21 protein-coding genes are annotated in these 26,496 nt (G+C 45.4%); 14 read left to right on the plus strand and 7 right to left on the minus strand.

Going from position 1 to position 26,496, the window contains the following annotated elements; translation table 11 throughout:
* Positions 1-53 precede the first annotated feature (53 nt).
* The 11 genes from FCL46_RS06425 (at position 54) to FCL46_RS06475 (ending at position 12,430) form a co-directional block, all read left to right on the plus strand.
* Positions 54-899 (plus strand): metallophosphoesterase family protein, encoded by an 846-nt coding sequence (locus FCL46_RS06425; protein ID WP_136805545.1) that lies wholly within the window; start codon positions 54-56, stop codon positions 897-899.
* Between the two features lie 178 nt (positions 900-1,077).
* On the plus strand, positions 1,078-2,103 hold the full coding sequence (locus FCL46_RS06430; RefSeq protein WP_136805546.1) for a GTP pyrophosphokinase: 1,026 nt from the start codon (positions 1,078-1,080) through the stop codon (positions 2,101-2,103).
* Between the two features lie 39 nt (positions 2,104-2,142).
* Positions 2,143-2,793, plus strand: a complete 651-nt coding sequence (locus FCL46_RS06435) for a class I SAM-dependent methyltransferase (protein WP_136805547.1) — start codon at positions 2,143-2,145, stop codon at positions 2,791-2,793.
* A gap of 441 nt (positions 2,794-3,234) precedes the next feature.
* A complete protein-coding gene (locus tag FCL46_RS06440; RefSeq protein WP_136805548.1) occupies positions 3,235-5,160 on the plus strand; it encodes a DUF3604 domain-containing protein in 1,926 nt (641 codons plus the stop codon).
* A 24-nt stretch (positions 5,161-5,184) separates the two neighbouring features.
* The gene (locus FCL46_RS06445; protein ID WP_420811266.1) at positions 5,185-7,131 is read left to right on the plus strand and encodes a DUF3604 domain-containing protein; all 1,947 of its coding nucleotides are present in this window, start codon (positions 5,185-5,187) and stop codon (positions 7,129-7,131) included.
* Positions 7,132-7,147: 16 nt separating this feature from the next.
* Positions 7,148-8,044 (plus strand): peptidyl-prolyl cis-trans isomerase, encoded by an 897-nt coding sequence (locus tag FCL46_RS06450; RefSeq protein WP_136805549.1) that lies wholly within the window; start codon positions 7,148-7,150, stop codon positions 8,042-8,044.
* The gene (locus tag FCL46_RS06455) at positions 8,041-9,048 is read left to right on the plus strand and encodes a HupE/UreJ family protein (protein WP_136805550.1); all 1,008 of its coding nucleotides are present in this window, start codon (positions 8,041-8,043) and stop codon (positions 9,046-9,048) included. The genes FCL46_RS06450 and FCL46_RS06455 overlap by 4 nt, the downstream gene beginning before the upstream one ends.
* The gene (locus FCL46_RS06460; protein ID WP_217909571.1) at positions 9,048-9,668 is read left to right on the plus strand and encodes a HupE/UreJ family protein; all 621 of its coding nucleotides are present in this window, start codon (positions 9,048-9,050) and stop codon (positions 9,666-9,668) included. Before FCL46_RS06455 ends, FCL46_RS06460 begins: the two co-directional genes overlap by 1 nt.
* Positions 9,665-10,279 (plus strand): HupE/UreJ family protein, encoded by a 615-nt coding sequence (locus FCL46_RS06465; RefSeq protein WP_167505750.1) that lies wholly within the window; start codon positions 9,665-9,667, stop codon positions 10,277-10,279. Before FCL46_RS06460 ends, FCL46_RS06465 begins: the two co-directional genes overlap by 4 nt.
* 264 nt (positions 10,280-10,543) lie before the next feature.
* Positions 10,544-11,107 carry a hypothetical protein gene (locus FCL46_RS06470; RefSeq protein WP_136805552.1) on the plus strand — a complete coding sequence of 188 codons (564 nt, stop codon included), beginning with the start codon at positions 10,544-10,546 and terminating at the stop codon, positions 11,105-11,107.
* A 663-nt stretch (positions 11,108-11,770) separates the two neighbouring features.
* Positions 11,771-12,430, plus strand: coding sequence for a 4Fe-4S binding protein (locus FCL46_RS06475; protein ID WP_228723342.1), 660 nt, complete (start codon positions 11,771-11,773; stop codon positions 12,428-12,430).
* Positions 12,431-12,514: 84 nt separating this feature from the next.
* Here the strand turns inward: FCL46_RS06475 and FCL46_RS06480 are convergent, their stop codons facing one another.
* The 7 genes from FCL46_RS06480 to FCL46_RS06510 all read right to left on the minus strand — a co-directional run bounded on the left by FCL46_RS06480 (position 12,515) and on the right by FCL46_RS06510 (position 23,210).
* Positions 12,515-13,486, minus strand: coding sequence for a 4Fe-4S dicluster domain-containing protein (locus FCL46_RS06480; protein WP_136805554.1), 972 nt, complete (start codon positions 13,484-13,486; stop codon positions 12,515-12,517).
* Positions 13,483-14,136 carry a TorD/DmsD family molecular chaperone gene (locus FCL46_RS06485; RefSeq protein ID WP_167505751.1) on the minus strand — a complete coding sequence of 218 codons (654 nt, stop codon included), beginning with the start codon at positions 14,134-14,136 and terminating at the stop codon, positions 13,483-13,485. Before FCL46_RS06485 ends, FCL46_RS06480 begins: the two co-directional genes overlap by 4 nt.
* A 175-nt stretch (positions 14,137-14,311) precedes the next feature.
* Positions 14,312-15,076: a 4Fe-4S dicluster domain-containing protein gene (locus tag FCL46_RS06490; protein ID WP_136805556.1), complete on the minus strand. Its 765-nt coding sequence runs from the start codon at positions 15,074-15,076 to the stop codon at positions 14,312-14,314.
* A gap of 15 nt (positions 15,077-15,091) precedes the next feature.
* Positions 15,092-17,662 (minus strand): molybdopterin-dependent oxidoreductase, encoded by a 2,571-nt coding sequence (locus FCL46_RS06495; RefSeq protein ID WP_136805557.1) that lies wholly within the window; start codon positions 17,660-17,662, stop codon positions 15,092-15,094.
* 281 nt (positions 17,663-17,943) lie between these two features.
* A complete protein-coding gene (locus FCL46_RS06500; RefSeq protein WP_136805558.1) occupies positions 17,944-18,708 on the minus strand; it encodes a YdcF family protein in 765 nt (254 codons plus the stop codon).
* A 125-nt stretch (positions 18,709-18,833) separates the two neighbouring features.
* Positions 18,834-20,084, minus strand: a complete 1,251-nt coding sequence (locus FCL46_RS06505; protein WP_136805559.1) for a serine hydroxymethyltransferase — start codon at positions 20,082-20,084, stop codon at positions 18,834-18,836.
* A gap of 483 nt (positions 20,085-20,567) precedes the next feature.
* Positions 20,568-23,210, minus strand: coding sequence for a cation-translocating P-type ATPase (locus FCL46_RS06510; protein ID WP_167505752.1), 2,643 nt, complete (start codon positions 23,208-23,210; stop codon positions 20,568-20,570).
* Between the two features lie 207 nt (positions 23,211-23,417).
* On the opposite strand from FCL46_RS06510, the gene FCL46_RS28745 reads away from it, so the two are divergent.
* The 3 genes from FCL46_RS28745 (at position 23,418) to FCL46_RS06525 (ending at position 26,492) form a co-directional block, all read left to right on the plus strand.
* Complete coding sequence (locus FCL46_RS28745; protein WP_420811267.1) at positions 23,418-23,498, plus strand: hypothetical protein; 81 nt, start codon at positions 23,418-23,420, stop codon at positions 23,496-23,498.
* 530 nt (positions 23,499-24,028) lie between these two features.
* A complete protein-coding gene (locus tag FCL46_RS06520; RefSeq protein WP_136805561.1) occupies positions 24,029-24,328 on the plus strand; it encodes an MTH1187 family thiamine-binding protein in 300 nt (99 codons plus the stop codon).
* Between the two features lie 217 nt (positions 24,329-24,545).
* On the plus strand, positions 24,546-26,492 hold the full coding sequence (locus FCL46_RS06525) for an alpha/beta hydrolase (protein WP_167505753.1): 1,947 nt from the start codon (positions 24,546-24,548) through the stop codon (positions 26,490-26,492).
* The last annotated feature ends 4 nt before the right edge of the window (positions 26,493-26,496 follow it).

Consider the following 26,496-nt stretch of genomic DNA (forward strand, 5'->3'; position numbering starts at 1 on the left):
GCGATTCATCAATACACGTTTGACTAACACGGGTATGCATTAATGAGACATACATGAATATTTTACATATTTCGGATATACATTTCGGCCCTCGTCACTGGCTGGGCGATGATGCTATCCTGTTGGAAAAGATTAACTCCTATGATGCTGATATTGTAATAAACACTGGTGATAATACAACAGATGGGCTGGAAGATGAATATGCCAAAGCAGGGCAATTTCTAGGGGCCATCAAGTGTAAACAGGTCATTTCGACTCTAGGAAACCATGATAAAAGAAATATGCGCTCGCATGAGCTTTTTCGAAAATATATTTCTGATATCGAAATAATACGTGTGCTTGAGTCTGATAAAACCTCTAAGAAACATCTCTTTCTGAATCGTGACGTTACTAAAATCGATGATCATTTCACCGATGTGAACTTTGTTAAACGTGTTGAGATAAATGGCGTGGCGGTACTGTTTATCAGTATTGATTCTAATGAGCTTTACTCTGATGACGGATTTGTAGAAAAAAAGGTACTGAAAGCAGTTTCTGAGAAGATTAACCAAACCGAATACGATCTTGCATTATTGCTGACGCACTATTCAATATTGGGTACGGACGAATGTCCTCTGAAAAACTCAGCAGTCCTGATTGATTTTGTTCAAGAACATAAAATCGAGTATGTCTTCTGCGGTCATACCCATGATCTCGAATTAATGCGAACTACTGATTTGTATCAGGGGCATTCATTCAACCATTTTATGTGCGGTACCCTTTCCTCTAGTAATATTGAGAATAATGATAACATGTTTCTCTATTATAAAAATCTGGGGAAAGAAGATATGCATCTCATTTTAGTCCGGATTTTTCTAAAGAATGGTCACATGCATTTTACTGAAGAGACAGTTTTTTAAGCCAGTGTACTATACAAAATAGCGGATTAATTATCATAATCTGCCAAAGAACCAACTACTACAGCGAACCAGTGAAATTACACTGGAGTTTTGAGTAAAAAAATTACATTTGAAAGTTTTGAAAACGAGCTGTCTGACTTTCTGCAACAGGGAAGGAACCCTGTAATATATCATTATTATGGCATCATCAGATTTCGAAAAAGAAAAACAAATATTTCTCGATTATGTAAATGACAACATCGAATTGTTGCGTAACGCAGAGTCATCATTTTCAACGCTAGTGCAGTCGCTTCTGGCCACGTCGCCTGAACTTTCTGTGGCAACAGTTACATCGCGTGTTAAAGGCCGAAAAGAAAGCATTAAGAAGTTTTCCAGAAAATATCAGTCAGATCTTGAGAAAGAAAAGAAAGAATATGAGATCAAAGATTATATCACCGATCTGATAGGCGTACGGATCATTTGCCTCTATGAAAAAAACATACAGGAAATAGGGGATATTCTCGGAAACAACCTGTGCCTGATTGATTCGACAGATAAATCTCAACTCATTGAGCTGGCAGAAAACACTTTTGGCTATAAAGGGTTACATCTGGATTTGAAACTCGATGAGGCAAGAGAAGTAATGCCTGAATATAGCAGGTATAAAAATATAATATTTGAAGTTCAGATACGAACAATTATCCAGGATGCCTGGAGCGTTCTTGATCATAAAATAAAATATAAAAAGTCGATACCGCATGGCCTGAAGAGGCGAATTAACAGTCTTGCAGCTCTTTTTGAAACTGCGGATCGGGAATTTTACAGTATTCAGGAAGAAACAGAGAAACTTGAACAGAAAACCAAAGAAAAATCAAAGACTGATGATAACGAGAGTGAACTATTAAACGTTTTCCACTTCGCAAAAATCTCTGAGACCTATTTCCCCGGAATTCGCCTGGCATCGTATAAGGTGGATGCACTGGTCGATGAAATATTGAAAATGAAAAAGATCACCAATGGCTCTTTTGAAAAAATGATTCGCGAGAACATTGAAACCATACGAGTGTATAAAGATCTTCTCGATGGGAAACACAATCTGACATTTTATACGGTTATTCGGCATATATTGTACTTCTGTGACAGGTCATCATTTGCACACATATTGTATGATAATCAAAGGAATTCTTTTGATAATTGGCTTGGAAAACAGAATTTGAATAGCTGATTAGGGGAGGATCTTTTATCAGAATGAAAAAGGAGTTCTATGGGTGCGTTACGAATTCGTTACCAGACTATTGAGATTGAGAATATAGATATTCATGTCATGACGCTGCGCGATAATCAGCAGTTTTCTGACCCGGAAGGAGTCGCATCACGCCTGGGAATATCGTCTGCTATCTGGCCATTATTTGGAATTATCTGGGATTCCGGTGAAGTACTCGCGCATATAATGTTCGATTATGAGATTGAGGGGAAGCGGATATTGGAAGTGGGTTGCGGTATTGCCCTCGCCAGTCTGGTTTTGAATCATCGCCTGGCTGATATCACAGCTACAGATTATCATCCAGAGGCTGAGTCGTTTCTTAGAAAAAATGTTAAACTCAACAATGGTCCGGCGATTCCGTTTCTTCGTACAGCATGGGAGGACGAAAATAATAGCCTGGGTGGGTTTGATCTCATTATAGGAAGTGATCTCCTCTATGAAAGAGGGCATGCTGTTGATTTGTCGAGCTTTATCGATCAACATTCAAAATTGCATTGCGATGTGATAATTGTTGATCCGGGAAGAGGGCAGTCTGCCAAATTTAGTAAAGAAATGATAGAATTTGGTTATGACCTTAACGAAGATGAGCCTGGCAGGCGTAATTTTTTAAGCGATAAGGGAAACGGAAGAATTCTGCATTATCACAGGTAGAACATTGTAAATCACATTGTGACTGGTCTGAGAAACAAGCACCTCTGAATCAATCCCCCCCACAAAGTAGCTCCCAATTTTCTAATCTTCGCTCACCTTATCGCATTAAAGTAAGAAAATGTTCTTTGTATTGCATCACACCACTTGAGAGAACACTCCACCCACTAAACTACTGCCTAAGGTATAATATCCATTTCCTCAATGATTCTTCATGGTGTTAACAGTTTCATAGTCATGTTTCAACCATTTGAACATAATGAAGGCAAGAGGTCTCTAAAAGTAATTGACGATGAATGCCTAACTATATAAAGTAGTATAACGGTTTTTTTATTTCCTCAAGAACGCTTTTAATCTCAATTATTCGATCCTCAATTGTAGCAAGCCCCTGACCGAACTACATGTATCATAAAAAATGATTTTCAAATGAATTGGAAATGAGAAATGAAGAAGAATTGTAAAAGATTTATCCTTTCTCTTTGTGTTTACTCACTATTATTGTTCGCCCAATCAATTCTTGCTGATGATATACGTACTGTTGGACAAGACCCGGAATCTATCAAATCGGCATTCTCCAAACCCGGCTACTCACCATATGCTGGTCGCAATTATCCGACTCAAGTGCTGTGGGGCGATACGCACCTGCACACCTCGTTGTCGCTTGATGCCAGGGCATTTGGAGTTACAATTGGGCCTGAAGGCGCCTATAGGCTGGCACGCGGAGAAGAAATAACCACTTCTCATGGCGAACGACTAAAACTATCCCGTCCTTTGGATTGGCTGGTGATAGCCGACCATTCGGATGCTATGGGTGCCATGAGCAAAATCATCGAGGGCGACCCTAACTTGTTACGAGACCAGACTATCAAGGATTGGCATGAACGAATAGCAAAGGGTGGTGAATCTGCTTTGATGGCAACTATGGATGTGATTCAGACTTTCACTGAGGGGAACACACCTGATGTAATCATGGAAGATGCATTTGCGAAGTCAATCTGGAGTCGATATCTGGAGACTGCCGAAAAGTATAATGAGCCTGGGCGATTCACTGCAATGATAGGGTATGAATGGACTTCAACACCAGGCGGTGACAATTTACACCGTAATGTGCTCTACCGTGGCGATGCAGATGAGGCTCAACTGATGCTGCCTTTCACTGCAGCAGATAGTATGAATCCAGAGGACCTGTGGTCGTGGATGGAGGCGTATGAGAAGAAGACCGGTGGCCAGATATTGGCCTTGGCACACAATGGAAATCTCTCAAATGGACTTATGTTTCCGGAGATCAATCCCGCTTCGGGTAAACCGCTTACATTGGCTTATGCAGAAACCCGTATCAGATGGGAACCGCTCTATGAAGTGACGCAAATCAAGGGCGATGGTGAGGCTCACCCATATCTCTCTCCAAATGATGAGTTTGCCGGTTACGAAATTTGGGATAAAGGCAATCTCGGGCCAGTTGTAAAGAAGAAAGGGATGCTGCAATATGAGTATGGTCGTGAGGCCCTTAAAAATGGTCTTAAATTGGAACAGAAACTCGGTGTCAATCCATATAAATTCGGCATGGTTGGCTCTACCGATTCTCATACCGCACTTGCAACTGCCGAGGAAGAGAACTTTTTTGGTAAACACAGTGGCAAGGAGCCTAAGCCTGAGCGATGGAGTGCTCTTGTCGCTGAAATGGGGGACGTCAGATATTTTGGATGGGAGCAGGTGTCCTCTGGTTATGCAGCAGTTTGGGCTACAGAGAACACTCGTGAAGCTATCTGGGACGCAATGAAGCGCAAAGAGGTCTATGGTACAACCGGCCCGAGAATGACGGTTTGGTTTTTTGGTGGTTGGGACTTCAATGCCAAAGACGCTCAGGCACGTACTCCTGGTTTGATAGGCTATTCCAAAGGTGTATCCATGGGTGGTGACCTGAACAAGGTGTCAGAAAAAAAATCACCGAGTTTTTTGGTTGCGGCACTTAAAGATCCCTACAGCGGTAACCTTGACCGTATCCAGATTGTTAAGGGCTGGCTCGACAAACAGGGGCAGACTGGAGAAAAGGTCTATGACGTAGTCTGGTCTGATGCAGATAGACGTCAGCCTGGTCCTGATAGAAAACTGCCGATGGTCGGTAACACTGTTGATGTCGCAGAGGCTACCTGGACAAACACTATCGGCGCCCCTGAACTTATTACAGTTTGGCAGGACCCCGATTTTGATCCATCAGTGAGAGCTTTTTACTATGCCAGGGTAATCGAGATACCAACACCGCGTTGGACCGCCTACGATGCCAAGCGTTATGGCGTTACAATGTCTGGCGAGGTTCCGATGATTACTCAGGAACGAGCCTATACCTCACCTATCTGGTATACGCCTTAAAGAAAAGGAGCGGACAAAATGCAGATGAACAGGAAATTCAGGATCTTGATGTTTGCAGCGGCGGTTGTTTTGATAACCACTGGATTTGCCCATGGTACAGATCCAAATGCTGGCGAGATGCAAGCCGACAGAGATGCCCTGAAGCAACGATTCGGACAACGACCATATTCTCCCTATGCGGAAAGCGGCATTCCCCGCAGGGTATACTGGGGGGATTCTCATCTTCATACCGGGCTTTCAGTTGATGCCGGGCTGTTTGGTGCCCGTCTTGGGCTTGAAGATGCCTATCGTTTCGCACGAGGCGAACAGGTAACAACCTCAACCGGACAACCAGCAAAGCTCTCTCGTCCTCTTGATTGGCTGGTAATTGCTGATCACTCCGACGGCATGGGCATGGTTGGAGATCTTGCAGCAGGCAAGCCGGAAATCACCCGCTATGAGCAGGGTGCCCGCTGGTCAAAAGGGCTGCGACATGGCGGACAAAAAGCCGTTGATACTGCACTTGATTTGATCACCACTTTCTCTCAGGGGAAGGTGAATCCAGATCTGATGGGAATGTATTCTCCTGGCTCAAAAATCTACGCATCCGTTTGGGACAGTGTGGTCAAAGCTGCAGAGGAATATAATGACCCAGGAAGATTCACTACACTGATCGGCTTTGAGTGGACCTCGCTGGTAATGGGAAATAACCTCCATCGTAATGTCCTCTTCCGTGATAATGGGGAAAGAGCCTCAAGGGTAGTCCCCTATACCACTCAGGAGCCCATCGGCAGCACAGATCCTTTAAAACTCTACGAGTGGATGGAAACCTATGAGGCCAAGACCGGTGGAACAGTTTTGGCACTGGCGCATAACGGCAATCTATCCAACGGATTGATGTTTCCGGTTGATGCCCAGTATACCGGGCGCAAGCTCGATGCTTTTTATGTTGAACAGCGGGCCAAATGGGAACCAATGTATGAAATTACCCAGATAAAGGGTGATGGCGAGACCCACCCCTTACTCTCACCAGATGATGCCTTTGCCGATTATGAAACCTGGGATGCCGGTAACCTGGATCTCAGTGAAGCAAAGAAACCAGAGATGCTGGCAGCTGAATACGGACGAGAGGCACTCAAAAAAGGATTGGAACTCGAAGCACGTTTCGGTACTAATCCTTATAAATTTGGCCTTGTGGGATCTACTGACAGTCACACCGGATTGGCAACGGCTGAAGAGGATAATTTCTTTGGTAAGCATTCCGGTGGGGAACCGTCTCCTGATCGAATGAAACACCCCTTCACTGAAACAGAAAATGGTAAATTTGATGGTTGGCAGACAGTGGCTTCAGGACTTGCTGCAGTCTGGGCAACTGAGAACACACGGGAAGCCATCTTTGACGCAATGGCACGAAAAGAGGTCTATGCAACCACTGGGCCGCGCATGATGGTACGTTTCTTCGGTGGTTGGGACTTTACACTCGAAGACCTCAACAGTCGCCAGCCTGCCTTTAGTGGTTATGAGAAAGGCGTTCCAATGGGCAGCGACCTGCCTTCAGTTAAAGGCACCAATGCGCCAAGTTTTATGGTGTACTCGCTGCGCGACCCCGTTGGTGCAAATCTCGATCGTATCCAGATCATCAAGGGCTGGCTGGATAAGGATGGTAAGACTCACGAGAAAGTTTACGATGTCGCCTGGTCAGATGGCCGCCAGCCTGACAATGACGGTAAGCTACCACCGGTTGGCAATACCGTGGATATCAAGAATGCAAATTGGCTCAACACCATTGGTGCCGCAGAACTTGGTACAGTATGGACCGATCCTGATTTTGATCCAAATCAAAGTGCCTTCTACTACGCCCGTGTAATCGAAATCCCCACACCGCGCTGGATCGTCTATGACGCCTTCCGTTTCGGTGTAGAGATCCCCGAAGGGGCTAAAACGATTCATCAGGAAAGGGCCTACACTTCGCCTATCTGGTATACGCCTTAGGAGTGTATGGGAAGCAATGAAATCAATATTGCGAGAACCGCTGGTTCATTTTTTACTGATAGGCGCAGCGCTTTTTATTGCTTTCGCTTTTGCAGACAATCCGGTCGATAAGGAATCTGACCGGATTGTTGTGACACAAGGTAAAATTGAATTTTTGACGGCAAATTTTAAGCGAACCTGGCAGCGGCAGCCGACCGGATCGGAACTCGAGGGGCTTACTAACGGTTATGTGCGTGATGAGATACTCTACCGTGAAGCATTGGCTCTAGGTCTGGATCGGGATGATCCGTATATCCGCATGCGGCTGAAACAGAAACTGGAGTTCATGAGTGATGATCTCGCTGGAGTTGTCACGCCTTTAGACGAGCAGCTCAACCTATACATGACAAATCATCCTGAAGATTTTCGCCAGGAGTTTCAGGTGGCTTTCCGCCATGTTTACTTGAACGCTGATCAGCAGGAAAGTATGTCAATCGACAGGGCAACCAAACTTATACAACACCTATCGGATGAGAAGAGCACGACGGACCCTGATACAATGGGTGACAGTCTAATGCTTCCAAAAGTATTCGATCTTTCATCCGAAAGCGAAATAGCTCGGCTATTTGGTAGACCTTTTAGTAGAGAACTCTTACACATCACGCCTGGCACATGGACCGGTCCCATCAGGTCCGGTTATGGTCTGCACCTGGTTTTAGTCAGTGAAAAGGTTGCTGGAAGACTGCCAGAACTGGATGAAGTGCGTGAAATCGTTGAGCGGGATTGGTTTTCAACTCGGAAAAAAGAACACAGGGAGAGTATTTACAACAGCCTTCGTGAAAAATACACTGTTGTCTTTGAAGCGGATGCAGGAGAGAAAAAAGCATTTACAGTAATCTCAGAAGCACAAGCAGCAGGGGAAAAACGGAAATGATGCATCTGATCTTGCGCTTTGCATTATTGCTCATTATCACCTGCAGTGTCCCGGCCCTGGCACATGAATCACAACCGGGTACCCTGGAAATAAACCAACTTACTGCAGATCGTTACGATGTAATCTGGCGGGCACCGATCTATTATGGCAAGCCGCATCCGGCGAGAATACAATTGCCTGAGAACTGGAAGGATATCGTTCAGCCAACCGAGCGTCGCATGGCGGACTCTATCGTCTTTCACCGGGTGGTTGACATTGGCACAAAGAGTGTTGAAGGGGCTATCCTCCGCTTCCCTGGACTTGAGTCAACCATAACAGATATTTATGTTCGGCTTACCCGGCTTGACGCTACCATAATGACAGCGGTGGTGCGGCCGACCAGTCCTTCTGTTGAGCTTCGAGGTGAGAGGTCGTGGAGTACCACGACAATCACCTATACAGGCCTTGGGTTCCAGCACATCATGCTGGGTGTCGACCACTTGCTCTTTGTTCTCGGCTTGCTGTTAATCGTGTCAAACAGGGTAATGCTCATTAAGACAATCACTTCGTTTACCTTAGCCCACTCCATTACCCTGGCGATTGCGACACTGGGGTATGCCAGTGCACCACTACCGCCGCTCAATGCCGCAATTGCACTCAGTATCCTCTTTCTTGGACCTGAGATTGTTCGTTCCTGGCGGGGGGAGACGAGTCTTACCATTCGATATCCCTGGGTTGTCGCTTTCATGTTCGGCCTGCTTCATGGTTTCGGTTTTGCAAGCGGCCTCTCAACAACAGGCATGCCAAAGGCTGAGCTGCCATTTGCCTTGCTGTTTTTTAATGTAGGGGTAGAGCTGGGACAGCTGATCTTTGTGTTTGCTGCTTTAGCAATGGCCCGTTCTTTCAAGATTCTTGAAGTTCGCTGGCCGGTGTGGGCCGAGGCAATACCGGGTTACACTGTTGGCAGTCTCGGGGCTTACTGGACTATTCAGCGGACATATATTCTTTTTGGAGGAGTATTATAATGGAAAAGCCATCCGTGCAGATGCGACGTATCTTCTGGTCTTGGGTGATTATGTTGAGCATAGCAAGCCTGACAGTAGCGCCATCGGCATTTGCCCATATTGAAAGCGGCCAGGCTGTTGGATTTATAACTGGCCTGGAGCACCCCTGGTCTGGACTCGACCATGTGTTGGCCATGATCGCAGTGGGGCTATGGGGAGCTCAGCTCGGTAACCCTGCCCTGTGGATCTTACCTGTAATCTTTCCTATGGTCATGGCATTGGGTGCTATGATGGGCTTATTGGGCATACCTTTACCGGGAATCGAAATAGGCATAGCCTTTTCTGCAATCCTCCTGGGTGCAATGGTTTTGGGTGAAGTACGCCTGAAAATACCTGTTGCCGCACTGCTTGTGGGTATTTTCGCAATTTTTCACGGACATGCCCACGGCACCGAACTTCCAGCCGGACAAAGCGGGCTTCTCTATAGTATTGGATTTGTTATGGCGACGGGTGTTCTCCATGGAATTGGCATTACAATGGGATTGATACACCGATGGCCTGCCGGGAGATTGGCACTACGTAGTGCCGGCGCATTTATCGCCTGTATGGGATGTTTCTTTCTGTGGAATGCTGTTGTATGAAAAGACTTACCCCACATGCTTCACCCCTGTTTTTTTGCAGCGTGATTATTGGTTTAGTGCTGGTCCCTTCCATTGCATCCGCTCACCTCGTTACCACCGGAATGGGGCCGGTCTACGATGGGATTGGTCACCTGCTGCTAACCCCTGAAGATCTGGTGCCAGCCCTTGCAGTTGCGATTTACTCGGGGATGTTAGGTGTCGTAGCTGGTCGACGTGCCATTTTTTTATTACCACTAGCCTGGTTGACGGGAGGATTAGCAGGTCTGTTCGGCGGGAGCCAATTTTCAGATCTGCTACCTGCATTATCATTTCTTGTTCTTGGTTCACTCATTGCGTTTGATCTTCGTCTACCTCTCATAGGTTTCACCTTGCTGACAGTCATGGTGGGGCTTTTCCATGGCTTTTCTAATGGTGTGTCTATAGAAGAAGGGGCCGGAGAGTTGGGATTGATCGGAGTTGCCGTGGCTCTTTTTGTTATGGTGACTGTAGTTTCGGCTTTTATAGTGTCGCTTCAGCGTACATGGACACGGATAGTAGTTCGTGTTTCAGGTAGTTGGATAGTGGCTATAGGTATGCTAATGATTGGTTGGTTTGTTCGAGGACGTGGTTGATCTTTCAAGCAATGAGTAAGTGCAAAGAATATATTTCCAAATAGCTTATCTGCAAAGGGAGCATTTTGAAGTTCTTGTTTGTTCCAGGTAACCAATACTATTTGAAATAATCTTCTATCATGTACAGATGCTTTTGGCCGAATATTCCATGGAAATCAGTCAAGAGGAGTGTTTATGATATCCACTGCCAGGTAATACAGACTCCTGGCGTTTTAAATGAGTCAGAGAGCCAAACCCTTTTCTAAATAGTGTGAAAGATAAATTATGAAAAAAATACAGATTGCATTAGCAGTTATTATATTATGTGGAGCGACGTCCACATTTGGTCAGAAATCTGGACAGAGTACACAGATTTCTATCGGCATCGTTGAGAGTGCGGGGCAGGTTGAGCTTAAGCAGAGCAATACAGGTAAAGGCCTTGCTGCTGGTACGGCCGTTGGTGCCCTTCGGAGTTCTAACAATAGAACGCGTAGTGTTGTTACTGGTGCTGTTATTGGTGGTGCTGTAGGTAAAGTGGCCAGTAAAAGTGAACAAGGCCGGGAGTATTCTGTTAGAACAGGACCAAATAGTGTTATAGCTGTAGTCTCCAATCAGACGGAAATTCATGTTGGTGATTGTGTAACGGTTCAGCAGTCTGGAGGGATGGCTAATGTAACCCGTATTGACCAGAGTAAATGCTCTCAAGTGGCGTCCCTGGATCCACAAGATCAAGCATCAGCACCATCTGGTAACACCCCTTGTGAAACAGCGAAGACCGATTTTGCCAACGCCTCTACTCAGGAAGCGTTAGATATGGCGAAGCAGAAAATGGATGTGCTGTGTCAATAATGATTGTGAGTTTATGTGGGATTATTGGTAGTCAATCAGATCCGATATCACATGTTGTAATTGTTGGTTTAAAATGAATCTGACAACCCGCAATCTTAAACCCACCTATTTTTAATAGATGAATGTAGTGTCATGTCATGTGTCAGATGTCGTAATCATGTGAAGCTTTTTCTCTTCCTGCGAGGCACGAGCGATGGAGCATAGCAGTGCTATGTAACAGAACGAGTAACGAAGTCAGGAAGTGAAAAGGGCGAACAGAATTAGACATCTGAGGCATGACAGGACAGTAGTGCCTACTCCAGTGTTTCAGGCACTACCTTCGACCCTGATTTTTCTAAATCTGCTCGTGTTGCAACGAAATTGTAAACACATCATATGCATGCATGTGTTTGTATATGAAAGTGACGACATCTCTGCTTGTTGTCTCTAACACGCTATAGAAATGCATAGTACTTAGCGATAATTTAATCATATTGATATTTATCCATGTAATAAGAGAAATTATCTTGACATTCGTAGGTTAAGAATTTAATTAAATAGCGAACCGGGGATGTTTGCATTGATCCGATCAAGACTATTTCATTGACTCGTGGTCTTCTCGTTTACCTTGAATATGATATAAAAATACAAGAGATGAAAAAAGAAATTGATGGAAGGAAGAAAATGCAGTGGCTTACTATGCCCCTGGTTCCTCTTGTCATTGTTGGCGGCTATTTCTATCCCCTGTTGGGTTTGGTAATTGTCGGAATGATCGCGGTTTTTATGAACATCGCGCTATTCAGAGGTCGCTATTTTTGCGGGTGGTTCTGTGGGTTGGGAGGTGTGTTTGAGCGCATCCTGTCCAAAGTGAGCCTCAATAAACCTATGCTACCGCTTTTTACTAAAAAATGGTTTCGTTGGTTGATGTTTGGTTTGATGATGAGCCTCCTGGGATCACGACTCTATATGTCAGGTAGTGACCCGGAATTGATCGGCTCGACCTTTCGCATGATGTGGATTGTCTCGCTCGGTTTCGCAACCGCCTTTGGCCTGATCCTAAAACCGCGTACCTGGTGCACTGTCTGTCCTATGGGGACAATGCAGGGACTCATTTCAAAGAACACCTATCTACTCCGCGTGGATCAGGGCAAGTGTAAAGAATGCGGGATATGTAAGAAATCCTGCCCAATAGAGACAGATCCCGGCGCCCTCAAGGCGGAAGGGCAGGTGCCAAGTCTGGATTGCATGCGGTGTTCCAATTGCGTTGTGAACTGCCCGACGAAGGCGCTTTCGTTTGGTTCTGAACAGAAATCTATGAAATCTATGAAATCTATGAGTAAGTAGCATTGTACTATTGATGTGCTTGAAGGAAATTCTGAAAACATGCCTGTCGTCATGGTGGTGCAAGTTTGAGTGGGATGCCGTATTTCAATACAATCCCCGTTGAAATACCTCTATCGGAGATTGGGTGATTTCCAACGCTTTCTCTTTGCAGAAAATTGCACACAGCTCGCAACCGGTACATCGGGTAGCATCATAGTATAATCGTTTATTACCATTTGTTTGTTCAATCCTGATTGCTCCTGTAGGACACATGCCCGTGCATCGAGGACAGAGATTGCAGTTTTCTGTTATTGATAAGGTGGGGAAGCACAGGGCTGAAATTTTTTTGTATCGTGAAATATCTGCAGAATTTACAGCCTCATTACGTAGGCGTGTCTTTTGGGGAATTCTACGATGTGATTTGATGGTAAGATCTTTCGAAACTCTTCGGGTGGCAAATTTCTTTTCGGCAAATGATGTTAGATTCGCAGCCAGTTCAATCAGAAATTTGCGTCTGTTTTCAGAATTCGTTTGGGGCAGATCCGCACGTTGTTTACACAGTATGCATTCCGTTTGTAACGAATCTCCAAACAACCGGCCGATTTGAGAGAAGGTCTGGTTAAGTATTTCGATTAATGGTGAATTTTTACAAGATGTGCAATCACACGTTTGAAAGTATACACGTTCGATGTCACTGATACCAAGTGCAACAATTACTTCAATAGGTAAGGCCCCCAGGCAGGGAAGAAGGTATGCGCCAGAATGCTGATTTTGCCTGAAGCAGGAGACAACAGGAGAGTCGCTTTTTCGTATTAAATTGATGAATTCAGAATAATCCAGCCCTGGAATTGAAAAAACATCTGCTGGGCACGCGGTGACACATCTTCCGCATCCGGTACACGTATCGCGCCTGATGACTATTTCACCATCTTCAACCTCCAACGCCCCGTGAATACAACTCTTCAGACATGTATTGCATTCAAAGCCTCGTAGTCGTTTTCGCAGGCAATTCTGTCCTTTTATCGATAACGATATTTCAATATATTTATTAGTGGTTGTGTCGGAAAGAGTGGTCATTGGCAGGGGATGGTTCCCATTTCAGAGGTCGTAGCACTATACTGCCAGTTACAGGAGTCATGAAAACTCTCAAGACATTCTGCCAGTGACTTGTAATATAGCGTCTCTGCTCCTTTATGGAGAAGTATACAAAATTCAGGAATCCAGCTCATGGCTCCCTGAAAAAACTGCATTTGAAGATTACGTAGCGTATTCGCTACGTTTTCATCGTTATTATGTAGTGCCTCTGCTTCCTGCATCAGCAGGTAATACATGAACTCAAGTTCGATTGCGATATGGTCGGCGGGCTCATATACATCTACGGCAATACCTGCATCGTGGTAATGTTTTTGGATATCCAGGGTGGAATTACCCATTACCTGCCTTTTTCCTTCAAGATATATAGAGCCGTAGGGTGGTGCTATCAGTTCAAAAGGGCCGACAAAAAGTGCTGCATAGTCAATGCTCAACTGCTGCTGAGTACTGCATTCGAGGCCTGATTTCATCTCCTTCGCAGCTGAAGCAGCTTTTGGGGTTAAAGGAGCCATTAGGCTAATCAGATTGTCACAAACATGTTCCTCGCGGAGCAATTGGCGATCTGGTTCATAGAAGCAGGCAGCAAGCAATTTGAACGCGTTGCCGAGTGTAATGCTATTTGTAGGATTATTCATAGTGTTTAGGTCCGATTTTTTGGAAATCATATGTATAAAACACTCAAATGTAGCAGCATTATTCGTGAAGAGACGCTGCTATTGGGAGGCTGTTTGACAATAGGAATTTGGGTCAAATTCCTATTGTCAAACAGCCTCCTGGGTGCCAACCGGTCATGCTGTTTTTAGGCACAAACTATCTGGCTGAATATTCCCTGATATAGTAAACGTTTGGTAACGTTCCCTCTTTGTCTTTCAGGACGAAATTCTGATACTTTTTCAGAAGCTTTGCAGCTTCGCTTGATTTGTCATTTAGATCCCCGAAAATCCTGGCATCGGCAGGGCATGCCTCAACACAGGCGGGTAACTCGTTGTTTTTCAGGCGGTGATCACAGAAGATACATTTTTCGACAATGTTGTCCCTGCGCACATTTTTATAGTCTGAGTGATAGTAATCAGTTCTATGTGGCGGCGACGCTCCTGTAGCCTTCACCAACTCGGCAGCAGATGTTGAACAACCAGGTATGAGCTCTTCTTTTGAGGTGAAAAACGGGTGAGCGGCTACGCCTTCTTCATTGTAGCTGATAACGCTGTATTCTCCGGAGGCGCCATCTTTTTCAACCTCATCCATACTGTATGGGCATGCATCCTGACATGCGCGACAACCTATACAGCGATCGTTGTTATGCATGGTGATACCGTCTTCGGTCTTGTACATAGCTTTGGGGACTACGGGACATGCTTCGACACAGGGAGCCTCAGAACAATGGTTGCAGAGCACGGGGAGGGTGCGAAACTGTGTGTCCGGGAAGGTCCCGCTGGTCTCATGAAGAAAGTCCGCCCAGTTGTGTGTCTGGCCATTATTGCGCAGGGATGTATTGTTTTCGGTCTTACAGGCAAGAGCGCAGGCACCGCAGCCTACACATTTTCTCAGGTCGATTATCATTCCATATTGTTTCATTGTTTACGCCCTCCTTTATTCAGGCTGGATCTTCTCGATACGAACTGCTGCATGGCCGCCGTTTCGTGCGTTGGAACCGGAGAGTCGCTCGAGTTCCCATGGAATGATAGTATTGTTATTGACTCCTCTTGTGGCACTTTCACTAAAGTCGCCTGTGGCGGTGCGGCCATAGGCCCAGTGACCCTGGCCATAGGATTTACTCACAGTGCCCGGGCGAACGCCTTCCCAGGTTCGAGCGATACATTCACCGCTGCCGCCCATTGAAGTAATCTTGACCTTATCGCCATCGTTGATGTTCAGTTTGACCGCATCCGCAGGGTTGATGCGCAGAGTGTCCTGTCCACCTATATCGCCTGGATCTACATGCTTGAATTCATAATACCATGGGCTGTTCTGGCTCCTGCCTTCACGGTTTAACCGTGATTTGTAATCAATGAAAACAAAAGGAAACTCCTCTTTACTGCCATGGCGCAGGGGAGGTTCGTAGTGTGGAACAAAGGCAAGTTCCCCGCGGGCGGTGTAATTGGCCTTTGCCATAACCGTATCTACATCAACCTCATGTTTTTTTGCATGGCCGGAAAGTGCCTTCTTTAAGGTCTCGCTGTAAAATTCAAACTTCTTACTCTCGGTTTTGAACTTGCCACCCCAGTGTGACTTGTATTTGTAAGGCTCTGAATTCCACATGCCTTTTTGCAGCATGTCGGCCCATCCGTTTATTGTGTCACCGTGGGTGTCTTTCTTTCCGTCCCAGAGAGGCATGGTGTAATACTTCAGAGCATTTACGGTGAATTCTTTTGAATTTGCAGGGACTGCACCTGTCTCAGGGTCCGCATACATTTCGACCAGGCAATCATAGAGGTTAGAGAAGCCGCGTTCTTTGAGTTTTTCAGCGATCAGGTAAGGGAATTCTGTTTCATCCTGAATCACATCCCATAACGGCTTAACTACAGGTTGCAGAAGGGTGCAGGTTGCATAGCGGTTTGCTTTGGTTTTAACAAAGCCGTAGCGTTCAAACATATTCACGGTACATGGCAGGACAATGTCCGCGAACATGGTGAATTCCGAAGCGTTGGTCGTAAGATGGACGGTAAACGGTACGGATGAGAGTGCTTTTTCCCAACGATCAGTACCATTACATGAGAAGACAAAATTATTCATATAGCCAACCAGCACTTTAATTTCATATGGATCTTTGTTGACGATGCCGGTTGCTGCGTTGTTGGTTGAGACACCTCCTCCTGATTTACCTTTGGCAATAACAGGAAGCTCAAGGCGGCCGCGTTGATCGATTTTTTCAAACTTGGAATGTTTTTTTGCCAGTGCGTCCTGATGCTTTTTCAGGATCTCACTATTGAGGGAATTAACAGGAATTTTGGCAGTCTGCAGTGAGCCACCAATATTATCAACGCTTCCAAGCAAACCGGCTAAAGCGTGGACAGCCATTGCCGAATAGGCGCCACGAGCCTGCATTGCGGCACCGGGACCCATCCAGACAGCAACATTGGGAGCGGCAGCCGCAAGTCCCATTGCAACACGGGTGATCTGGATGGCGGAGACACCGCAAATCTCTGCTGCTTTATCTGCAGTCATGTCTTTTACAGCTAAATTCCACCAGTGTATCAATCCATGAGTTTCTTTTTCCATAAAGGAACTTTCGGCAACCACCATACCGGCCTTAAACAAATTAATACCGCCAATGAAATCACCTACAAACTCTTTGTTCCAGACTCCACCAGTGAGAATTACATGCGCTATGGCAAGAGCTAAAGCTCCATCGGTGCCGGGAATGATGGGCAACCACTCTTTAGCCTTGGCGGCGCTGGTGGTAAGTCTTGGGTCGACAGCGGCTACGGTGGCCCTGTCTAAAGCATCACCGAGTCGCTTGATTGCTGCGGGAACCATCCGGTTGCTGGCAACCGGATCGCAGCCCCAGATAAGAATGTAGTTCGAGTTAGAAAGGTCATAGTCCCGGTAGTCCCAATACCCTTCAGTGTAATAGGCACCGAACTTCTCAGCTTCAGCGCAGGTGGAACTATGGGAGATATTGTTTGGAGATCCAAATACCTTGGGCATTACATCGTAAATGATATCGCGCAAATAGGTGTATCTGCCGCGCATCAGACAGAATTTTTCGGTTTCTTCATTGTTGCGTAGATCCATCATCTTATCGGCTATGGTGTTTAATGCTTCATCCCAGCTGATTGGTACGAATTTCGGGTCATGACCTTTACCCTTATTGGGATTGGTCCGTTTCATCGGGACTTTTACTCGATCAGGGTCGTACAGCTGCTGCATTGCAAGATGACCGCGCGGGCAGACCTTACCGTCATTCTGCTTTGAGTACCTGTTTCCTTTTACTTTGACTGCACGGCCATCCTGAACGAAAACTTCTACCGGGCACCAGGTTGTACAGCCCTGGCAGGTGGTGGGTTTCCATTCACCCGGTTCGACACCAATAGTCATCGAACGCATTTTTTCTGACGAAAGAGCGTTCATTTCAGGTTCAGATCGGGAGCATCCACTGAGCGCAGCGCTTGCGCCAGCTAATGCTGTCAACTTGAGAAAGTCCCTTCGTTTAATCCTCATGCCAACCTCCGTTCCCCTCTCGGGGGCAGTTTATTGGAACATTTAACACACTGCTGCAGGGCAGCAGTGTGTATCTATGTAATGGTAAGGATGTCTTGTGTCACCTGGAGTAAAGGAAACAGCGATATGCTACTAAATAGTATATGTGGTACATCGTTGTCAGGTCAAGTGAAGGGGACTGATGCGGAGAGGTTGTGAGGCTAACAAAGGTTCTATGGTTCGATGTGATAAAAATAATGTATTTTGATCGTCTAGCTATGGCCCCATAATATCGGAGATGGTTAAGAACGTACGAGAGCAAGCAAAGAATATACCCAGTAACCAAGCCACTCATGCATAACCTGACTGCTGAGTTCAAGGCTGCTTGCGCTTGGGATGAACGAATTGATGGTCATCTGGTCATGATCGAGAAAATCCGTTGGTGCAGGGATTACTGTAAATCCAACCTGTTCAAAACTCCATTTTGATCTCATCATATGTCTGGCGCTGGTTACCAGCAGGATAGTTGTCTTATTTTCTGCAGCGAGAATCGTATAACTATTTTTGGCGTTTTCCGCGGTGGTCCTGCTTGTATTTTCAAGCCAGTCCACTTTTCCGCCATAACCGCTGACCAGATCAAATGCCATGGTCGCTGCAAGGCTGCGCTTTTCATCTCCCCGAACAGATCCACCGGCAAGTAAGACCGGAATCTGTGTTTTTCTTTGCAGAAATGCTCCGTACCTCACTCTAACCAGTTGCTGGTCATCACTCACCGATTCCCCGAACTCAGGTGCGAATTCATTCTGACTCGAAGATAAAATAACAATGGCATCCGCTTTGATGTCGCCCAGTGCGCTTACTGTTAATGGTGGATTCTGCTCAAGGGTTCTGGCAAGGTAGGTGGCAACAACAGGACTGCCAAGAAGCCATAGGCTGAAGATGGCAATAAACGATATGGCTTTAGATATTCGGGGGGCACTATGCCGAATTTTCAAGGCAAAGAGCAGCATAAGAATCTGCGTGAATGGCGGCAGCAGTATCGTTTTTAGAAAATATCGTAAATCCATAGGCGTTGGTTGCTTCCTGCGTGTTTAAAAAACGTTTTCACCCTCATGAGCATAATACTAAAAAGGGGGCAGTGCCGACTGGCACTGCCCCCTTTGTTTTACGTCTACATGAAATCTAATTGAGCTTAAGAAAGATGCTCAAGACCCGGAGCCGGAAAATTCGCACAGAGTGCTTTGACTTCCGCAGCAATTTTTTTATGTAATTCTACGTTTTCCGCATCATTTATGACTATATTCATTTTTTCACCAATGAAAATCATCTCTTTCTCAGTGAAACCGCGGGATGTAACGGCGCAAGCGCCCATGCGGATTCCGGAGGGGTCGAACGGCTTTCGCTTATCATATGGTACGGCATTGTAGTTGAGAACCATGCCGGCAGCATCAAGTGCCTTGGCAGCTTTCTTGCCAGGTATACCTTTGTTGGTAAGATCAACGAGCATCAGGTGGTTGTCTGTGCCATTGGTAACAAGCTGGAATCCTTTAGCTATAAGGGTGTCAGCAAGTGCTTTGGCATTTTTCACAACCTGGGCGGCGTATGCCTTGAACTCATCGGTGGCAGCCTCTTTCATGGCAACGGCGATAGCAGCAGTGGTTGAGTCGTGCGGTCCACCCTGAATTCCAGGGAAAACTGCCTTGTCAATTGCTGCGGCATGTTGTGCTTTACAGAGGATCATCGCACCGCGTGGTCCGCGTAATGACTTATGGGTGGTTGTAGTAACAACGTCTGCATAAGGGACAGGTGATGGATGTACACCACCGGCAACAAGACCTGCAAAATGCGCCATATCAACCATCAGAATTGCGCCGACTTCATCTGCAATCTCTCTGAACTTTTTGAAATCAGGGATACGCGGATACGCCGAATGACCTGCAATTAAAAGCTTTGGCTTACATGCAAGAGCGGTCTGCCGGATGGTTTCGTAATTTAACAGACCGGTTTCTTTATCAAGGCTGTAGGACTGCGCATCAAAGTATTTACCGGAAATAGATACATGTGAGCCGTGGGTCAGGTGACCGCCGTGAGGCAGAGCCATACCAAGAATAGTGTCTCCCGGGCTAAGGAATGCAAGGTAAACAGCGAGGTTTGCAGGAGAGCCGGAATAAGGCTGCACGTTTGCGTGCTCAGCACCGAAAAGTGCTTTGGCGCGGTCGATTGCAAGTATCTCTATCTGATCGATGAGCTGCTGGCCTTCATAGTAACGTTTGCCGGCGTAGCCTTCGGAGTATTTATTCGTAAGTACAGAGCCGCTTGCCTGCAGGACTGCATTAGAGACATAGTTCTCAGAGGCGATCAGACGAATTTTTTCAGCCTGACGCAGTTCTTCCTGTTTGATCAGCGAGTGAATCTCCTGATCTTCGATAAGTAAGTCTTTCATTGTGGCTCCTTCAGGCTTGCTGCTGCAGGGATAGTGGTGAAAGGCCAACCCTGCAGGGTGAATTCGCAAAGCGAGAATTGTATTGGTGTTTTCAATAAAAAAACGGTGATAATAGACCGTTTGGGATCATTATTCACCGGCAAGTTAGCCCGACCTGAAGCGCCCGGATAACGGGGACCTCCGGTCAGTAGGCTGCCAACTATACCCAAAATTATGAGATTTTAACAGAGGAAATTCTAAAAAAATGTGAAAACCGTAGAAAATTCGTTTCTCTGTGTGACAAACATCGCATATGCTACGCTCTGTATGCTTAATTTTATTGAATAAATAGTGGGTGTACATGTTTTGGGCAATCCGTAAAACGTAGTTATTTTGACCTGTGCTAGTATGTAATTCGTAGCCATTACTCAAGGCTGGGTGAAATACGTTTTAAATACGGTCTCTTGTGATCTCAGTGGTTGACCTGGAAAAAATGCTCATTCCTCATTGTGATAACCATTTTGCTTGGTTTTGGTCATGCTCGGACAGCCTCCTGGGGGCGATGAACAGGCAAAATACCCCAAAAAGTGCGGTGGCAGCAAAAAGTTGCAACAGGTCGATTACTCCAAGTGGGGTCACATGAAACAGTTTTGCCAGTGGGCTGTACATGATAATTGCCTGCATCAGGATTGAAAAAATGACAGCGCTCCATAACCAGAGGTTGGTAAACAGTTTGACCTGATAACTGCGACGTATGACAAAAACAAGCAGCATCTCATAAAGGACAATATAATTGAAAGTCATTGTCTGAGCACGTTCAAGTGTAGATGCACCAGCAAGATTTCCGCCCGAAAAATGAAAAAGTGAAAGCCCGATAACTGTGCCGGCCACACCAAGTGCTATGAGCAGTCGTAATCTGGCGGCGGGTAGTATTCCTTCACTGGTAGGTATTGGTGGGCGCTGCATTATTTTTTCACCATAAGGATCGACACAATAGGCAAGTGCCGGAGCACCATCAGTAATGAGATTTATCCAGAGCAGTAAAAGCGCGGTAAGCGGCAGGTTAAAACCGAGTAAGACCGCAATAAAAATGATCAGCACCTCCATAAGGTTGCCGGAGAGCAACAGCATAATAGATTTTTGAATGTTTTCGTATATACCGCGACCTTCTTCGACACCGTCAACAATTGAGGTAAACGAATCATCGAGTAACACAAAATCGGATGCCTCCCGCGCAACATCTGTGCCGCTACCCACAGCAATACCAATGTCAGCTTTCTTTAAGGCCGGGGCATCGTTTACGCCGTCTCCGGTCATCGCTACAATATGGCCATTCTCCTGCAGTGACTTTACGATTCGCTGTTTATGCTCGGGTATTACTCTGGCGAAAATATTTGTATCGGTAAGTGCTCTGGTCAGTTCACTGTCATTCATGCTGTCGATCTCAAGGCCTGTGAGACGTTTTCCTTTTATCCCTATTTCTCTGGCGATGGCTGCAGCGGTTTCACTATGGTCACCTGTTATCATGATTACCCGGATATGTGCACGGTGGGCTCGCCGGATTGATTCGATCACATCATCCCGCGGAGGGTCGATCATTGCCTGAAGACCGATAAAAATCAGGTTCTGTTCATGGTTGTCCTGTACGTCATTTTGCTCACGGTATGCAAAAGCCATAACCCGCATTGCAAGAGAACCGAGATGATGATACGCGCTGGTGATTATCTCTTCATATTTTCTGGTAAGTTCGACGGTCTGCTGGTCTATTCTGGCGTGTGAACATCTCTGTATGAGATGGTCGGGAGCACCCTTGGCATAGAGAAAAATCCTGTCGTTTTCTTGGACTGTTACGCTCATACATTTTCTTTCAGAGTCAAAGGGCCGCTCGTTTATGCGGAGACCTGTAAATGTAATACCTGCTTCATTTACGGCTTGTAAGAGTGCCAGTTCTGTCGGGTTTCCACCTGTGCCGTTTTTATAGTGAAGCACACTATTGTTACAGGCAGCACCAGTTTGTAAAAGAAGAGCAAATAGTCGATCAACTTTGGCTTTCTCTTCCACATTGTCATGGTTGAAGTCTATTTCACCATCAAGGGTCCATGCCCGCTTAACAGTCATTATATTTTTAGTGAGCGTCCCTGTTTTGTCAGAGCAGATAACATCACAGCTACCCAGTGTTTCTACCGAGGTGAGCCGCCGTACCAGCATGTTTTTAGCCAGAAGTCTTTTTGTACCTATTGAAAGTGCAATAGTAACAACTGCAGGGAGGGCAGTGGGCACTGCAGCAACAGCAAGGCTGATTGCTATAAAGGCAAATTCAAGAAAAATCAGTTGAGTGATAATTTGATGATCTATGCGTAACCGGCCAATAGAGAGGGTGAATACAACGATGCAGATACAGATAATAACGATGCCAAGATTTCGGCCAAACCTATCTAGCCGGCGTTGTAGCGGTGTCTTTTCTTCTTTGGCTTCAGAAACCATCTGTGAGATTTTGCCAATCTCGGTTTCCATACCACATGCCGTAACAATAGCCAGCCCTCTGCCGCCAACGATGGCTGTTGCGGAAAAGACCATGTTGAGCTGATCTGCCGGGCCGGACTTGCCTTGAATAGGGGTGATCTGTTTTCGTACAGGTTCACTCTCACCCGTTAAGGCCGATTCTTCAACCTGCAACTCAATGGCGTGTATCAACCTTGAGTCGGCAGGTACTTTATCGCCATTCTCAAGCTGAATAATATCACCGTACACAAGTTCCTCACTGTTTACTTGCCTGGTGATTCCGTTACGTGTTACCGCAGCTTCCACGGTGACCATTTTCTTTAAAGCTTCTAGTGAACGGTTAGCGTTTAATTCCTGAAAGAAACCGATCAGGCCGTTCATGACGAGAATGGCAAGGATGACCAGTGAATCAGTATATTCACCGATGATAATCGAGAACACCACTGCAAAGAGCAGAAGATAGATAATGAAATTGGCAAACTGACTGATAAGAATCTTCCAGGCAGGAACAGGCGGACGGGACTGCAGTCGGTTAAATCCTTTTTCGGCCCGTCGTTCCGCTACTTCTTCCTCAGTTAGTCCGGTTATTGAGCTTTTAAGAGTTGACAGGACTTCATCCACCGACATTTCCGAATACTCAGGCATTAGCTTTTCCCCTCTGTACAAGGTGTTTTGACGCATAATACCAAGCCATTATCTGCGTTATGTGAACAGGTAACGACGGTGAGGTCGTTGAACAGCATCACACTATAAATAATAGCTCAACTGATGTACGGTATGCAAAGTGTACAGCGGTAATAAGGGGAAAAGCAGGAGGGTAAGGACAGCCTCCTGGTCAATATAAGCCATAAAATCCGCACGCCGATGAATGCTATCCTTGGCTTTAATGATTTGCTCAAGCGCGATTATGTCAAAATAAGCAGAAAAGTTTGAAATACCTCTTAACCATCCACTCAAGTGGTAGAAGCCTGCTTGAACTCATTAATTGAACCTGTTAGTTGTCGGAAAACTTGAGGTAAAAGGGGGAATGCCAGAGAGCGATATGGGGTGGTTAATGCGGGAATGTGCTATATCATTGATGATATGACCCGCTGAAATATTTCTCTAAATATGCTGGAATGTTCTTTTGTTTAGATATGTTACAACGTAAAATTCAGCATTCTGTTCAAGAGCAATGCATAGGTGCAGGCTGCTGTTGCACACCTGATACGATTGTCGTAAAAGTCTAGAACTATGAGTTATTTTTTTTCAGATTACAAATGTAGAAATACTTGTAACTATTCAGTCAAGACCTAAGACGTACCCTTTTTTCCAGGCCGTAACTGTTTAGCAGTGCTCCAGATGGCCTCAAGCGGGACGATTGGCTATAGTATGTCTATGCGAAGCGTCCCGATCGGGGGCAGGTGGGGTGCTGCTGAATAGTCACTAATACTTTAAGTAATACAACTTAAAAGGAGCAGGGAATGCATGTAATTATGGATCTATGTATTGTGCCATTGGGAGTAGGTGTATCTGTGTCAAAATATATTGTTGAGTGTGAAAAGATAATCAAAACTGCAGGGCTTAAAAGTGCGCTGCACGCCTACGGCACCAATATAGAGGGTGATTGGGAAGATGTGATGAAGGTTGTCAGGCTCTGCCATGAAAAAGTTCATGAGATGGGTGCGCCGCGTATAACAACAACCATCAAGATGGGAACCCGCACAGATCGCGCACAGTCAATGAGTGATAAGGTCACCAGTGTAGAAGAAAAGATGATGTAACATTGAGCGATAGTAGTAATGTTTTTAAGGATTAGCGACCTGGCTGTATCTAAGGACTTTATTATCTGTCTCTGTATCAGTTTATAAATATTGATGAAAAACCTAAGTGTATTCAAGGGATTGCTGTGACTTAAATGCTTGCAGCTGACTTTTGCAAAAAAAACGGTGAATGGGGAGGTTGATAGCCCAGTCACGAGGAGATTGGGAGATTGCAAATTTGAAATCATTACAACCCACTCAAAATATCTTGAATACGAAATTTTCGTCGATTTCCCCAAAAGTGTTTTTTGCACTCACCATCCTCTGCTTCCTTACTACGGGATGCGTCCTGATAAAGTTGCAAAGCGAAGTAGATAGAAGCCTGGAGTCTACTGTTATAATCGGGCATGTTGATATAGAGCCAATCGGATATGGCAGGCTTATTGTCGCCGCGTGCTCAATGAACGAAGAACTGGAGATAGCACATTATACAGTTTTACACGAACCTGGTGAGTATGAACTCATAGTTGAAAAGAGGGAGTATTACGTTTTTGCCTTCTGGGATAAAAACAGCAATCTTGTGTATGAGGCTGGCGAACCTGGGGGCCATTATGGCGACCCCACACTGGTCAGCGCTCCGTCTGTTGGTGTTGTTCATAATATTGATATAGCTATCACGGGAGAAGGGAGAACATTGGATATCCCCCCTGGAGCTACAATGTCATCGGTTATACCTCCGAAACTTCGCAGTAGGCAGGCGGGCGCGATCACGAATTTAGACGATGAACGTTTTGCTCATGAATATGGAGTTAAAGGCTATTGGGAGCCTGGTTCATTTTTTGAGGAATTGGGTGGGAACATCTATTTTCTTGAGGAGTATGATCCTGAAAAAATACCCGTTCTTTATGTTCATGGTGCAACCGGTACTCCAGGTGACTGGAAATATTTTATCGAAAACCTGGATAGAACCCGTTTTCAACCGTGGTTTTTTCACTATCCTACGGGAGCCCGCATAGACAGCATGTCCTATCTGTTGTTATGGAAACTCACTAACCTTCAGGTGAAATATCATTTCAGCACAATCTATTTTACCGCACATAGTATGGGGGGATTGGTCGCCAGGTCATTTATTGTAAATTACGGCTGGCAATTCCCTTATGTAAAACTCTTTATCTCTCTGGCCACTCCATGGGGTGGCGACAGAATGGCGGAATATGGTGTTCAACGATCTCCTGCGGTAATTCCGAGTTGGATAGATATGCAGCCGGAGAGTGACTTTATCAAATCATTGTACAGAAAGAAAATTCCTGAACAAACTGAATTTTATATGTTTTACGGGCACAAGGGAAGCCGCAGCCTTTTGTCGACTGACAACAATGATGGGACGATAAGCCTGTCCAGTCTTCTCGACTTCAGGCCTCAAGCCGAGGCTAAGATGAACTATGCATTTAATGAGGATCACATAAGTATACTTACGAGTAAGGAAGTGGTGGCGCAATATAATGCAATTCTCAATGAGTTTGATGAAAACCATAATGATCAGGTTAATCGACCCCGTGGATACCTCAAAACGCACTATGTATATAGTTACGATTTTGACGGCATACGTCCCAGGCCTACGCTTATACTTCGTCCTGCAAAAGAACGTAACGGGGAAACGATCACGTTCTTAAGTGAAATAGAAAATGATAGCGTTCTGGGGCCTTTTCCTGTTGGGGAATATTTAGCGAGTATCGTTTCAATGGCAGGAAAACCAACGAAAAAATATGTACCTGTATCAATTGAAAAAGGTACAATGCACAACCTCGATTTTGTCATTCTGCCTGACGGTGTGATTGGTGGATGCGTGACAAATTCACGTGAACCTGAAGATACTGCTGTTGGAATGCCTGAATATCGATATCGATCAGTTGACTCAAAAATTAAGATAGACTCAGTTACATTAAAGGGCGATGGAATTGAAAGAACACTTCAACAGATTGAAGGGGAAGATACCAGAAATAGTGATTACCTGATTTTACGGGATGATATCTGTTACAATAGATGTTTTGTTTTCTTCGGGTTACCTGCAGGGAGTTACGAACTTACGGTTAATGCCCAAGGGTATAAGCCCAACGTAAAACACTACACTGTTGAACCGGGTGTACCTGACTATTTCAGGGCTACTGAATTGACAGCTGATTGATTTT

The sequence above is a fragment of the Desulfosediminicola flagellatus genome (genome assembly GCF_005116655.2).
In the GTDB taxonomy this organism is placed as follows: domain Bacteria; phylum Desulfobacterota; class Desulfobulbia; order Desulfobulbales; family Desulfocapsaceae; genus Desulfopila; species Desulfopila flagellata.

What these genes read in the sequence shown, in the direction of transcription:
- FCL46_RS06425 (WP_136805545.1), top strand. Translation starts at nt 54, where the DNA reads ATGAATATTTTACATATTTCGGATATACATTTCGGCCCTCGTCACTGG.
- FCL46_RS06430 (WP_136805546.1), top strand. Translation starts at nt 1,078, where the DNA reads ATGGCATCATCAGATTTCGAAAAAGAAAAACAAATATTTCTCGATTAT.
- FCL46_RS06435 (WP_136805547.1), top strand. Translation starts at nt 2,143, where the DNA reads ATGGGTGCGTTACGAATTCGTTACCAGACTATTGAGATTGAGAATATA.
- FCL46_RS06440 (WP_136805548.1), top strand. Translation starts at nt 3,235, where the DNA reads ATGAAGAAGAATTGTAAAAGATTTATCCTTTCTCTTTGTGTTTACTCA.
- FCL46_RS06445 (WP_420811266.1), top strand. Translation starts at nt 5,185, where the DNA reads ATGAACAGGAAATTCAGGATCTTGATGTTTGCAGCGGCGGTTGTTTTG.
- FCL46_RS06450 (WP_136805549.1), top strand. Translation starts at nt 7,148, where the DNA reads ATGAAATCAATATTGCGAGAACCGCTGGTTCATTTTTTACTGATAGGC.
- FCL46_RS06455 (WP_136805550.1), top strand. Translation starts at nt 8,041, where the DNA reads ATGATGCATCTGATCTTGCGCTTTGCATTATTGCTCATTATCACCTGC.
- FCL46_RS06460 (WP_217909571.1), top strand. Translation starts at nt 9,048, where the DNA reads ATGGAAAAGCCATCCGTGCAGATGCGACGTATCTTCTGGTCTTGGGTG.
- FCL46_RS06465 (WP_167505750.1), top strand. Translation starts at nt 9,665, where the DNA reads ATGAAAAGACTTACCCCACATGCTTCACCCCTGTTTTTTTGCAGCGTG.
- FCL46_RS06470 (WP_136805552.1), top strand. Translation starts at nt 10,544, where the DNA reads ATGAAAAAAATACAGATTGCATTAGCAGTTATTATATTATGTGGAGCG.
- FCL46_RS06475 (WP_228723342.1), top strand. Translation starts at nt 11,771, where the DNA reads ATGCAGTGGCTTACTATGCCCCTGGTTCCTCTTGTCATTGTTGGCGGC.
- FCL46_RS06480 (WP_136805554.1), bottom strand. Translation starts at nt 13,486, where the DNA reads ATGACCACTCTTTCCGACACAACCACTAATAAATATATTGAAATATCG.
- FCL46_RS06485 (WP_167505751.1), bottom strand. Translation starts at nt 14,136, where the DNA reads ATGAATAATCCTACAAATAGCATTACACTCGGCAACGCGTTCAAATTG.
- FCL46_RS06490 (WP_136805556.1), bottom strand. Translation starts at nt 15,076, where the DNA reads ATGAAACAATATGGAATGATAATCGACCTGAGAAAATGTGTAGGCTGC.
- FCL46_RS06495 (WP_136805557.1), bottom strand. Translation starts at nt 17,662, where the DNA reads ATGAGGATTAAACGAAGGGACTTTCTCAAGTTGACAGCATTAGCTGGC.
- FCL46_RS06500 (WP_136805558.1), bottom strand. Translation starts at nt 18,708, where the DNA reads ATGGATTTACGATATTTTCTAAAAACGATACTGCTGCCGCCATTCACG.
- FCL46_RS06505 (WP_136805559.1), bottom strand. Translation starts at nt 20,084, where the DNA reads ATGAAAGACTTACTTATCGAAGATCAGGAGATTCACTCGCTGATCAAA.
- FCL46_RS06510 (WP_167505752.1), bottom strand. Translation starts at nt 23,210, where the DNA reads ATGCCTGAGTATTCGGAAATGTCGGTGGATGAAGTCCTGTCAACTCTT.
- FCL46_RS06520 (WP_136805561.1), top strand. Translation starts at nt 24,029, where the DNA reads ATGCATGTAATTATGGATCTATGTATTGTGCCATTGGGAGTAGGTGTA.